This is a genomic window from Streptosporangium sp. NPDC003464, from assembly GCF_053588315.1.
The window spans coordinates 1-11,457 of the sequence record NZ_JBSFPS010000303.1 but is presented as its reverse complement, the minus strand read 5'-3'; the positions used below and the strand labels follow the sequence as shown (position 1 = coordinate 11,457).

Annotated in this window: 11 protein-coding genes and 1 pseudogene; 7 read left to right on the top strand and 5 right to left on the bottom strand. The window is 74.1% G+C overall.

Annotated elements, in window-relative coordinates; genetic code table 11:
• The 3 genes and pseudogenes from ACWDS7_RS41340 to ACWDS7_RS41330 form a co-directional block, all read left to right on the top strand.
• Nucleotides 1–152: pseudogene (locus ACWDS7_RS41340) on the top strand (acetyl-CoA C-acetyltransferase); the annotation flags it as partial.
• A gap of 38 nt (nucleotides 153–190) precedes the next feature.
• Nucleotides 191–391, top strand: a complete 201-nt coding sequence (locus ACWDS7_RS41335; protein ID WP_451933733.1) for a hypothetical protein — start codon at nucleotides 191–193, stop codon at nucleotides 389–391.
• A 407-nt stretch (nucleotides 392–798) separates the two neighbouring features.
• Nucleotides 799–2,307, top strand: coding sequence for a glycoside hydrolase family 3 protein (locus ACWDS7_RS41330; protein ID WP_451933732.1), 1,509 nt, complete (start codon nucleotides 799–801; stop codon nucleotides 2,305–2,307).
• A 40-nt stretch (nucleotides 2,308–2,347) separates the two neighbouring features.
• Here the strand turns inward: ACWDS7_RS41330 and clpX are convergent, their stop codons facing one another.
• Nucleotides 2,348–3,643 (bottom strand): ATP-dependent Clp protease ATP-binding subunit ClpX, encoded by a 1,296-nt coding sequence (gene clpX / locus ACWDS7_RS41325; protein ID WP_451933731.1) that lies wholly within the window; start codon nucleotides 3,641–3,643, stop codon nucleotides 2,348–2,350.
• Between the two features lie 198 nt (nucleotides 3,644–3,841).
• Here clpX and ACWDS7_RS41320 point away from each other — a divergent pair, with 198 nt between their 5' ends.
• A complete protein-coding gene (locus ACWDS7_RS41320; RefSeq protein WP_451933730.1) occupies nucleotides 3,842–5,023 on the top strand; it encodes a TetR/AcrR family transcriptional regulator in 1,182 nt (393 codons plus the stop codon).
• Here ACWDS7_RS41320 and ACWDS7_RS41315 read toward each other — a convergent pair.
• The 4 genes from ACWDS7_RS41315 to ACWDS7_RS41300 form a co-directional block, all read right to left on the bottom strand.
• Nucleotides 4,977–6,083 carry an NAD(P)H-dependent flavin oxidoreductase gene (locus tag ACWDS7_RS41315; protein WP_451933729.1) on the bottom strand — a complete coding sequence of 369 codons (1,107 nt, stop codon included), beginning with the start codon at nucleotides 6,081–6,083 and terminating at the stop codon, nucleotides 4,977–4,979. The genes ACWDS7_RS41320 and ACWDS7_RS41315 overlap by 47 nt on opposite strands.
• Complete coding sequence (locus tag ACWDS7_RS41310; RefSeq protein ID WP_451933734.1) at nucleotides 6,080–6,919, bottom strand: CoA-transferase subunit beta; 840 nt, start codon at nucleotides 6,917–6,919, stop codon at nucleotides 6,080–6,082. The genes ACWDS7_RS41315 and ACWDS7_RS41310 overlap by 4 nt, the downstream gene beginning before the upstream one ends.
• Before the next feature lie 70 nt (nucleotides 6,920–6,989).
• Nucleotides 6,990–7,850: a CoA transferase subunit A gene (locus tag ACWDS7_RS41305; protein WP_451933728.1), complete on the bottom strand. Its 861-nt coding sequence runs from the start codon at nucleotides 7,848–7,850 to the stop codon at nucleotides 6,990–6,992.
• On the bottom strand, nucleotides 7,847–8,623 hold the full coding sequence (locus ACWDS7_RS41300) for an enoyl-CoA hydratase family protein (protein WP_451933727.1): 777 nt from the start codon (nucleotides 8,621–8,623) through the stop codon (nucleotides 7,847–7,849). The genes ACWDS7_RS41305 and ACWDS7_RS41300 overlap by 4 nt, the downstream gene beginning before the upstream one ends.
• 82 nt (nucleotides 8,624–8,705) lie before the next feature.
• On the opposite strand from ACWDS7_RS41300, the gene ACWDS7_RS41295 reads away from it, so the two are divergent.
• From ACWDS7_RS41295 to ACWDS7_RS41285, 3 genes are all read left to right on the top strand, one after another.
• A complete protein-coding gene (locus ACWDS7_RS41295) occupies nucleotides 8,706–9,461 on the top strand; it encodes an SDR family oxidoreductase (RefSeq protein WP_451933726.1) in 756 nt (251 codons plus the stop codon).
• A gap of 56 nt (nucleotides 9,462–9,517) precedes the next feature.
• Nucleotides 9,518–10,423 carry an SDR family oxidoreductase gene (locus ACWDS7_RS41290; protein ID WP_451933725.1) on the top strand — a complete coding sequence of 302 codons (906 nt, stop codon included), beginning with the start codon at nucleotides 9,518–9,520 and terminating at the stop codon, nucleotides 10,421–10,423.
• Between the two features lie 89 nt (nucleotides 10,424–10,512).
• The gene (locus ACWDS7_RS41285; RefSeq protein ID WP_451933724.1) at nucleotides 10,513–11,346 is read left to right on the top strand and encodes an ATP-grasp domain-containing protein; all 834 of its coding nucleotides are present in this window, start codon (nucleotides 10,513–10,515) and stop codon (nucleotides 11,344–11,346) included.
• The last annotated feature ends 111 nt before the right edge of the window (nucleotides 11,347–11,457 follow it).

Below are 11,457 nucleotides of genomic sequence, written 5' to 3'. Positions count from 1 at the left end.
GGCGGGGTCCGCGACTGAATGGATCTGGCGGGGGCGGTGCTGTTCTTCACCGGCTCCTGCACGAGCTGGAGCGGACCGGCGGCAGGTACGGCCTGCAGACGATGTGCGAGGGCGGCGGCCAGGCCAACGTGACGATCATCGAACGGCTCTGAGAGAGCGTCCGCCCCGGGCGGGCGCCCGGCGTGCGGCGGTGAACCAGGTGCGCGGGGAGACGTCCGTCGTCCGGGGTGACGGGCACGGAGGCGACGGAGCGGTCGATGACGACCATCCGCTGGGCGGGAAGCTGGGCGGGAAGGTCGAGGGCGCGGTGGCGGTGGATCCGCCGGTCCGCCCCGTCGTGGTCGTCGGTCCGCTCGGAAGCGGCGTCGTCGCACGCGCCTTCCGCCGGTGACGGGAGAGCGGCCCGGGCGGAGGCGGTGCGGGCCATCTCGGCGTCGGTCTCGTTCGGTCTGCGCGTGATCAGTCTGGAGACCGCCGGCCGGGGCTCGACGGCGACGACGTCCCCCGGCGGGGCGCTGCTCGGCGTCCGCCGGGGAGGTGACGGCCGGTTCCCGCGCGTGGCCGGCGCCCCGGCCCGGCCGAGGTCTCGTCCCGGCGGGCTCCCTCCAGCCCCATTGATCACTTTGGTGAGTAAACCTTGAGTCAAATGCCCATGGTCAGCCCACTAGCAATTAGGAAAGTTTCCTATTAGATTTACGCCCAAGCCTCTGGGAGCGCTCTCTCTTGAGGTGCCACACAATGCGTTGTCTACGTGTCTTCGGCAGGGGATGCCGGTCGGCCGTCAGGCGAGGAGGGTGCATGAAACGCGGCCCAGAGCTGCTCCGTCTGGCGGACACGGTAGTTCTTCCGGGGTTCGAGGGGAAGACGCCGCCTGACTGGCTGCGCAGGCGTCTGGCCGACGGCCTGGCCGGAGTGGTGCTCTTCTCCAGGAACATCGCGACCCTGTCCCAGGTCGCCGAGCTGACGGCCGCGCTCCGCGCGGAGAACCCGCAGGTGATCGTCGGCGTCGACGAGGAGTCGGGGGAGGTCACGCGCCTGGAGGCCGCGGCCGGCAGCACCCGGCCGGGGAACTTCGCCCTCGGCGTCGTCGACGACACCGAGCTCACCGAGGAGCTCGCCCGGGATCTCGGCCGCGACCTCGCCGCGGCGGGCGTCAACCTCGACTTCGCCCCTTCGGCGGACGTCAACTCCAACCCGGACAACCCGGTCATCGGCCTGCGTTCCTTCGGCGCCGACCCCGACCTGGTCTCCCGGCACACCGCCGCCTGGGTCCGGGGCCTGCAGTCCTCCGGCGTCGCCGCCTGCGCCAAGCACTTCCCCGGGCACGGCGACACCTCCGTCGACTCCCACCACGGCGTCCCGCTGGTCGCGGCCACCGCCGAAGAGCTCCACGAGATGGCGCTGCGGCCCTTCCGCGCGGCCATCGCCGAGGGTGTGCGCACGGTCATGACCGGCCACCTGCTGGTCCCCGCCTTCGACGCCGCCCTGCCCGCCACGCTCAGCGGCCGGGTGCTGCACGACCTGCTCCGGGTCGAGCTGGGCTTCGACGGCGTCATCGTCACCGACGGCATCGAGATGGCGGCCGTCTCCGGCCCCTACGGCATCGGCGGCGCCTCGGCGCGGGCCATCGCCGCGGGCGCCGACGCGATCTGCGTGGGCGGCGAGCACGCCGACGAGCACACCGCGACCGCGGTCCGCGACGCCATCGTGGACGCCGTGATCGAGGGACGGCTCCCCGAGGAGCGGCTGGCCGAGGCGGCCCACCGGGTCTGCGAGCTCGCGCTCTGGAGCGTCTCCGCCGCACGGGGGCGCTCCGCGGCCGCCCGCCCCGGCGACGCGGGGATCGGCCTGGCCGCCGCCCGGCGGGCCCTGCGGATCACCCGCCGCTCGGCGACCGCGGTCCTCCCGCTGCCCGCCCCGCCCCACGTGGTCGAGCTCGCCCCGGAGATGAACCTCGCCATCGAGAAGGACACCCCCTGGGGCGTCGGGGAGCCGCTCGGCAAGCTCCTGCCCGGCACCACGGTGACCCGCCTGAACGCCTCGGCCGCCACCGGCGGCGCGATCGAGGCCGCCCTCGCCGCCGCCGCGGAGCGCCCGCTGGTCGCCGTGGTCCGCGACGCCCACCGCCACCCCTGGCAGACCGACGCCCTCCACCACCTCCTGGCCGCCCGGCCGGACGCCGTGGTGGTCGAGATGGGCCTGCCCGGCCGCTCCGACCTCGGCGCCGTCCACATCGCCACCCACGGGGCCGCCCGGGTCTGCGGCCAGGCCGCCGCCGAGCTCCTCGCCGGGGACGCCCAGCTCTGACCTCCGGTGCCGGACCACGGCGCCGGAGGCCGGGGACGTCTCAGGCGGACTTCTCAGGGCGCTCCCATCCGCGGTCCGGCCGCCCGCGGGGGACCAGGGTCGGGTTGACGTTGCCGAGCACGGTCTCGCGGCTGATCACGACGCGGGCCACGTCGTCCCGGCTCGGCACCTCGTACATCACGTTGAGCAGGACCTCTTCGAGGACCGCGCGGGCCGCCCGGGCGCCGGTGCGGCGCAGCAGCGCCTGCTCGGCGATCGCGTCGACGGCGTCCTCGGTGAACTCCAGTTCGACGCCGTCGATCTCGAAGAGCCGCTGATACTGCTTGACCAGCGCGTTGCGCGGCTCGGTGAGGATCCGCGTCAGCGCCGTCCGGTCCAGCGCCTGGAAGGTCGACACCACCGGGAGGCGGCCGACGAGCTCCGGGATCAGGCCGAACTTCAGCAGGTCCGCGGGCATGACCCGGGCGAGGGCGTCCTTCTCGGCCGCCCTGTCCTCGGTGCGGGCTGGGGCGCCGAACCCGGCGCCCCGGTGGCCGACCCGCCGCTCGATGATCCTTTCCAGGCCGTCGAACGCGCCGCCGACGATGAACAGCACGTTGCCGGTGTCGATCTGGATGAACTCCTGCTGCGGGTGCTTACGGCCGCCCTGCGGCGGCACGCTCGCGGTCGTGCCCTCCAGGATCTTCAGCAGCGCCTGCTGGACGCCCTCGCCGGAGACGTCACGGGTGATCGACGGGTTCTCGCTCTTCCGGGCGACCTTGTCGATCTCGTCGATGTAGATGATGCCGGTCTCGGCCTTCGCGATGTCGTAGTCGGCGGCCTGGAGCAGCTTGAGCAGGATGTTCTCGACGTCCTCCCCGACATAGCCGGCCTCGGTGAGCGCGGTGGCGTCGGCGATCGCGAACGGGACGTCGAGCATCCGGGCGAGCGTCTGGGCGAGGTGGGTCTTGCCGCAGCCGGTCGGGCCGATCAGCAGGATGTTGGACTTGCCGAGCTCGACCGGCTCCTCCTTCGCGGCCTGCCGCCCGCTCCCGCGGGCCCCCGGCCGGATGCGTTTGTAGTGGTTGTAGACCGCCACCGCGAGTGTCTTCTTCGCGGCGTCCTGCCCGATGACGTACTGATCGAGGAAGTCGTGGATCTCCCGCGGCTTCGGCGGCTCCCACGGCTCGCCCGCGGCGGACTCGGCGAGCTCCTCCTCGATGAGCTCGTTGCAGAGCCCGACGCACTCGTCGCAGATGTAGACGCCGGCCGGGCCCGCGATGAGCTTGCGGACCTGCTTCTGGCTCTTGCCGCAGAACGTGCACCTCAGCAGGTTGCCGTCACCGATGCGTGCCATTCGAGAACGTCTCCTCAACGGTCGTGCGGGCCGGGACCCGGCCGGATCAGGTCGATCTCGGGCGCGCCGCCCGCATCCGGTCCGACGCCGGTCATGGACACCCCAGGCTTCGAATGATCTGATCAGATGATCCCATCATATAGATGGCGACGATATCTTGGGGCGGAACGGGCGGGCAACGCCGGAACGAGGGGGACGATGGGCCGGCTCACCAGGGCTGAGACGCAGGAGCGCAACCGCGCCAGGGTGCTGGCCGCCGCCCAGGAGGAGTTCACCGAGCGCGGCTTCCGCGACGCCAAGATCGACGCGATCGCCGAGCGCGCCGAGCTCACCCGCGGCGCGGTCTACTCCAACTTCCCCGGCAAACGGGCTCTCTACTTCGCCGTCCTGGCCGACCTCGCCGAGCGCGCGCCGCGGCCGCCGCACCCGGAGCCGGGCCGCACCGCCCGCGAGGCGCTCGGCGCGTTCGCCCGCGCCTGGGTCGCCGGGCTCCCCCTCGCCACCGACGAACGGCCCGGCCCGGCCCGGCTCGGCTCGGACCTGATGTCCGAGATCCTGGTGGACGGGCGGACCCGGCTGCCGTTCGCGCAGCTGATGAGGTTCGACGCGATCCTGCTCGGACTGGCCCTGGAGCGGCTGCGCCCGCCCGGGACGCCCGCCGGCCGCCTGGTGCGCGTGGCCGAGTCCGTGCTCACGACCCTGCACGGCGCGGGGCAACTGGCCGCCGCCGCGCCCGGCTTCGTCGAGCCCTTCAACGTCATCGGCGTCTGCGAGCAGCTCGCGGACCTCGACCTGGGCGACGCGTGGCAGCCCCCGCACCTCCCCTACGTCCCGTTGGCGCGGCCCGCCGACGAGCCGTGGTCCCCGCCGCCCGCCGCGGACGTCATCCGCGGCGGACCCGCGTGGCTGGCCGACGACGGCGTGGTGGCGGTCCTCGGGCTGCACCGGCTCGAGGCCGTCGAGGAGGCGGTGCGGGCCGCGCCGGCCGGAGCCACGGTCACCGCCGTCCTGGTCACCGGCGACCCCGCCGAGCTGACGCCGCTGGCCCGGCTGGCCGTCGCCGGCCTCTGCGCCTGCCTGCGCCAGGCCTTCCCGCCCACGGCGTGGCCGCCCCTCCAGGTGGTCCACGACGGCTCCGGCGCCCTCGCCGCGGCGGCCGGTGTGCCCGCCGTCAGCGACGGGACCGAGGCCGCCGTCCGCGTCGAGGCGGGCCGGATCGTCGCCCGGGCCGACGGCCGCGGCGCGTGCCACGCGGCCGCGTCGGCCGGTGGGGCCGTACCGGCCGAAGAGATCCGAAAAACGGACATACTTCGTAAAGGCGGGCCCGACCTGGTCACGGACGCGGCAGACGGTCCAGTACGGCGTGCGCCTCGGACATGATCCGGCCGATCAGCTCCGCGCAGCTCGGCAGATCGTCGATCAGCCCGACGACCTGTCCCGAGGCCATGACGCCCAGGTCCGCGCGCCCGTCCACCATGGCGGCCCGCAGCAGCATCGGGGTGTTGGCCGCCTGCAGGACCTGGGCCCAGGTCAGGTCGCGGCCGTGTCTCATCCGGCGGCCCTCGCGCACCATCCCGGCCCATGACGTGCCCGACAGCCTCCTGAACCGGGCTCCGTTGGCGATCGCCCGGAGCAGGCGCAGCCGGGAGCGTTCGAGGGAGTCGACGAAGGGGGTGCGCAGGACGCGGTGCGGGACGCCGTCCACCCGGGTGGTGACCACGGTGTCGGACATGCCGAGATAGACCTTCTTCACCTCCTCGCCGACCGGGGAGTCGGAGGTCAGCAGGAAGCGGGTGCCCATCGCGATCCCGCACGCGCCGTACGACAGGGCGGCGACCAGCCCGCGTCCGTCGAAGAAGCCGCCCGCGGCGATGACCGGGACGTCCACCGCGTCCACGACCTGAGGGAGCAGCACCGTGGTCGGGACGGCCCCGGTGTGCCCGCCGCCCTCGCCGCCCTGCACGATCACCGCGTCCACCCCCCAGGCGGCGACCTTCTCGGCGTGCCTGCGCGCGCCGACCGAGGGGACCGTCACCACGCCGGCGTCCTTCAGCCGGGCGATGAGCTCCCGCCTGGGCGCCAGCGCGAACGACGCGACCCGGACGCCCTCGCGGATCATGATGTCGATCCGCTCGCGCGCGTCGTCGGCGTCGGAGCGGATGTTCACCCCGAAGGGCGCGTCGGTCCGCTCCCGGACCGACCGGATCGCGGCGGTCATCTGCTCGACCGGCATCGTGGCCGCCGCGATGATCCCCAGGCCGCCCGCGGCGGAGGTGGCGGCGGCCAGCCGGGCGCCGGCCACGTAGCCCATGCCGGTCTGCACGATGGGGTGGCGGCAGCCGACCAGCTCGGTGAGCCGGGTGGTCAGGGTGGGCGTCGCGGGCCCGGCCGGGTCCGCGGCGCCGCCGGTGGGTGCGGCCGGCCCGGGACCGGAGGTCACGCGGGGGCCCCGCGCTCGCGCGGGGAGGCGGCGCCGGGGGGCCCAGGGGCCGCGGCGGCCGCGGGGGCGCCGGGCGGGCCCGGGTCGGGGACCTCGCGCTCGCGCAGGGAGCCGGGGTCGAGGACCTCGCGGAGGACGCGGAGCTCCTCGCCGGTGGGCAGGCGGGTCCGGGGGACCGTGTCCGGGACGGCGAGCCGGAAGCCGGTCCGCTCCACGACCTCCGCCACGGTGACGCCCGGGTGGACCGAGGCCAGGCGCATCGAGTGGTCGGGGGTGTCGAAGTCCAGCACGGCCAGGTCGGTGACCACCCGGCGCAGGTCGTGGTGGCGGTAGGCGCTGGGTCCCGCCTCGGCCGCGCGGTCGTGGCCGACGCCGCTGACCATGTCCACCTTCGGCACGAACACCCGGGGCGAGTGCTTGGGGATCCAGTAGCTGGTCGGGCCGCACACGGTGTTGCCCGGGACGCCGCGCACACCGAGGAGCTGGGAGCGGGGCCTGGCCCAGTCGCCGATGCAGGAGATGTTGCTGTTGCCGTACCGGTCGAGCTGGCTCGCCCCCAGCATGACGTGCCGCCTGCCGTTGAGCACCAGCCACAGGTGGTCCCGGAGGGGCAGCCAGCCCTCGACCACCCCGGGCGTCCCGCCCAGCGGCGGCACGTCCCCGGTCAGCAGGCACGTCCCGTCATGGGTGATCAGGTCGGGCTCGAAGGTGAGCCGGGCCAGCCGGGCGGCCAGCATGGTGATCGCGCCGCCGATGCCGGCGGCGAGGATCTCCCCGTCCCCCCGGAACGCCTCGGCGCAGGCGACGACGCACACCTCGGCGCGTGTGGCGGTGATCGTCACGTGTCCCTCCCGGGGGCCGGTGTCCTGAGCTGTCCGGTGCGGCGGCGCCGGAGGGGGCCGGGGCTCACGCGCCCTCCCGTGCCTGCCGTACGGCCTCCTGGTAGGAGGCCTCGTCGCCGGACAGGTAGCGCTCCCGGAACGCCTTCCACGCCTGCGGGTCGGCGGCGGCGGCCACGTAGGCCCGCTGGAAGGTCTCGTCGCGGCCGTAGTCCGGCTCGCAGGTGGAGAAGTGGGCGCCGCCGGGCGTCTCCACCACGCCGGTCACCATGGACCTGCTGATCAGCAGCGACTGGAGCGGGCCTTCCTTGAGCAGGTCGGCGGTGTCCACCAGGCGCTCGCAGGAGACATAGCAGCGTTCGGCGGCCTTGGCGTAGAGGTCGTCGAAGTAGGGGTCGGGGCCGAGATACTGGGCGTTGCCGAGGTGGTCGGCCCGGTTGAGGTGGACGAGCGCGGCGTCCATGGTCAGCGCGGGGACCGCGATCAGCTCCTCCCCGTCGGGGTAGGGGGAGCGGACGGTCCGCAGGCCGGGGTTGACCCGCGTCACGTCCGAGCCGAGCCCGGCCCGGGTCGGCAGGAAGGGCAGCCGGTGCGCCGCCGCGAGCAGGCCGAACATGAACATGCCCTCGTCGTACTCGGTGAACTCCACGGCGCCGCTCTGCCGGGCGGCCCGGAAGTGCGGTTCGAGGGGGATCGAGTCGAGCGTGACGAAGGGCGCGATCACCCTGCGGACCTTGCCGTGGGCGCAGAGCAGGCCGACGTCGGCGCCGCCGTAGGAGACGATCGTCAGGTCTTCGAGGGGGGAGCGGCACAGCGCGCGGACCAGGGCCATCGGCTTGCGCCGCGAGCCCCAGCCGCCGATCCCGACCGTCATGCCGCTGCGCAGCGAGCCGACGATCTCCTCGACCGACATCACCTTGCCGCTCATCGAGCCTCCTCGCCCGGCGCCCCGTCCGCCCCGGCCTCGCCGGAGACGAACGCGTCGCGGTGTCTGTCGCCGGCGCCCATCAGGTTGAGCTCGAAGGTGAAGCCCTGCTCGAACCGGTAGCTGCGCCTGACGTCGACCGGGTCGATGCCGTTGAGCGACTCCTTGGCCCGGCGGATGACGTAGGGATCCTTGGCGGCGATCGCGGAGGCGACGTCGAGGGCGGCCTCGCGCAGCTTGTCGCGGGGGACGACCTCCAGCACCGAGCCGAAGGCGCGCAGTTCGGCGGCGGTGACGGTGCGGCAGGTGTAGACCATGGCGCGCATCAGGTGCTGGGGGACCAGCCGGGCCAGGTGGGTGGCCGCGCCCAGCGCGCCGCGGTCCACCTCCGGCAGGCCGAAATAGGCGTTCTCGGCGGCCACGACGATGTCGGCGTTGCCCGCCAGGCCGACGCCGCCGCCCAGGCAGAACCCGTGCACGGCGGCGATCACCGGGACCTCGCACTCGTAGACCGCCGCGAAGGCCGCCGCGCATCCCCGGTTGGCCCCGACCAGGGCGGCGTGCCCGGGGGTGGCCTGCATCTCCTTGACGTCCACCCCGGCGTTGAAGCCCCGGCCCTCGGCGCGCAGCACCACCGCGCGGGTGACGGGGTCGCGTCCGGCCTTCCGCAGGGCCCGCGCCAGCTCGAACCAGCCCGAGACGGTCAACGCGTTGACCGGGGGCACGTCCATGACCACCTCGGCGACCGGTCCGCCGCCGTGCAGAGTGATTCCCATCGCGCCTCACTGTATTCACCTAACGCTTGCTTGGTACGGTAGCACGCGACAGGCCGGGCGGAAGGAAGACGGTGAGGGTGTCATGCGGGTCTCCTACGACTACGCCGGATCGGTCGTGCTGGTCACCGGTGGGACCAAGGGACTCGGCGCCGGGATCGCCGGCGCCTTCCTGGCCGCCGGGGCCCGGGTGGTGGTGTGCGCGCGCCAGGAGCCGCGGGCGCTGCCGGCGGGCATCGGGTTCGTCGCGGCCGACGTGCGGGACCCGGCCGAGGTGGACCGGCTGGTCGGGGAGATCGAGGAACGGCACGGGCGGCTCGACACGGTGGTCAGCAACGCGGGCGGCTCGCCGTACGCGCCGCTGGCCGGGACCTCGCCGCGGCTGCACGCCCGGATCGTCGAGCTCAACCTGATCGCTCCGCTGCTGGTCGCCCAGCGCGCCCACCCGCTCCTGGCCGCGGTGGGCGGCTCGATCATCATGATCGGCAGTTCGAGCGGCGCGCGTCCCTCGCCCGGCACCTCCGCCTACGGCGCGGCCAAGGCGGGCCTGCACCACCTGGCCGCCTGCCTGGCCGCCGAGTGGGCGCCGCGGGTCCGCGTCAACACGGTGGTCGTCGGCCTCGCCGAGACCGAGAGCGCGGCCGGTCACTACGGCGGCCCCGAGGGGGTCCGGAGGATGGGCGCCGCCGTCCCCGCGGGCCGGATGGCCCTGCCCGAGGACGTGGCCGGGGCGTGTCTGTGGCTGGCCGCCCCCGGTTATGTGACCGGGGCCGAGCTCCTCCTGCACGGCGGCGGGGAGATCCCCGCCTGGCGGCGGATCGCTTCTGGACACGGCGGGTGAACCCCCGGGAAACTCTGCATGATCACGACGGAGGACCTTGCATGGAAGGACCTTGCATGAGCGGCATCTGTGACGGGCGTGTGGTGATCGTGACCGGGGCCGGGCGCGGCATCGGGCGGGAACACGCCCTTGAGTTCGCCAGGCAGGGGGCGAAGGTCGTGGTCAACGACCTCGGGGCGGGCCCCCGGGGAGACGGCCGCTCCGGGGTGCCCGCGCTGGAGGTGGCCGCCGAGATCCGCGCGCTGGGGGGCCAGGCGATGGCCAACAGCGACGACGTCGCCGACTGGGACGGCGCGGCGCGGCTGGTCAAGACGGCGCTGAGCGCCTACGGCCGGCTGGACGTGCTGGTGAACAACGCCGGGTTCGTCCGCGACCGGATGCTGGTCTCGATGACCGAGCAGGAGTGGGACGAGGTGATCCGGGTGCACCTCAAGGGCCACTTCCTGCCGCTGCGGCACGCCGGGGCGCACTGGCGGGAGCGGTCGAAGGCGGGGGAGCCGGTGGACGCCCGCGTGATCAACACCTCCTCCGGCGCCGGACTGCTCGGCAGCGTCGGGCAGGGCAACTACGCCGCGGCCAAGGCGGGCATCGTGGCGCTCACCCAGGTGGCCGCCGCCGAGCTCGGCCGCTACGGCGTCACGGTGAACGCGATCGCCCCGGCCGCGCGGACCCGGATGACCGAGGAGGTCTTCGCCACGACGATGGCCAGGCCCGCGGACGGCTTCGACGCGATGGACCCGGCCAACGTGGCGCCGCTGGTGGCATGGCTCGGCTCGGCGGGGTCCGCCCACGTCACGGGGCGGGTCTTCGAGGTCGAGGGCGGCGTACTCTCCCTCGCCGACGGCTGGCGGCACGGCCCCCGCGCCGACCGGGGCGCCCGCTGGGAGCCCGCCGAGATCGGCGACGCGGTCGCCGGGCTCCTGGCCGAGGCGGCCGAGCCGGAGCCCGTCTACGGGGCGTAGCCGCGGAGGCCCGGGGCTGGGCCGGGGCTGGCGCGCGGCTCTGTGTAAGGTCCCTGATGTTTGGTTGGTGCTGACATGAGGGGCTTTCGATGAGCGTTTCCGCGGCCTATGTGACTTTCGCAGACCCGGACGGGGTCGACGACGAGAAGGAGCTCGCTCTCGCCGCCTGGGCCGAGGCCGGGATCGCCGGGCGGGTCGTGCGCTGGGACGACCCCGAGGCCGACTGGGCCGCCTTCGACGCCGTCGTGGTCCGCTCCGCCTGGGACTATGTGGACCGGCGGGCGGAGTTCCTCGACTGGGCCCGCCGCGTCGAGTCCGTCACCCGGCTGCTCAACCCGGCCGCCGTGCTTGAGCGCAACACCGACAAGACCTACCTGCGGGACCTGAAGGCGCCGGCCATCCCCACCTACTGGGTCGGGCCGGGCGAGGAGGCCGACTTCCCGGTCCTCGACGAGTACGTGGTCAAGCCCACGGTGTCGGCCGGGGCCCGCGACACGATCAGGACCGGCGACCGCGGGGAGGCCGGGGCCCACGCCGCCCGGCTGGCCGCCGAGGGGCGGACCGCGATGATCCAGCCCTATCTGGACATGGTCGAGACCGAGGGGGAGACCTCGCTGCTCTACTTCGGCGGCCGGTTCAGCCACGCCATCCGGCGTAACCCGATGCTGGCCCGCAACGCAACCGGGCCGGGGCGCGGGAACGGCCACGGCGAGCTCCGCGCTCCCGGGGCCGACCAGCTCGCCCTGGCCGAGCAGGTGCTGGCCGAGTTCCCCGACGTGCTCTACGCCCGGGTGGACCTGGTCCGCCTGCCCGACGGCAGCCCGGTCCTCATCGAGCTGGAGCTCACCGAGCCCTACCTGTTCCTGCGCTACGCGCCCGAGGCCGCGGCCAACCTGGCCCGCGCGCTGAGCGCGGCGCTCTGACCCGCGCGCCGGCGGCCGGGTACCACCGACTTCACCGAAATCGACTGGCTCCCCGGCCGATTCATGGAACGCGGCCAACAGGCCGCCCTCGTCGGCGACGGCAAAGTCGGC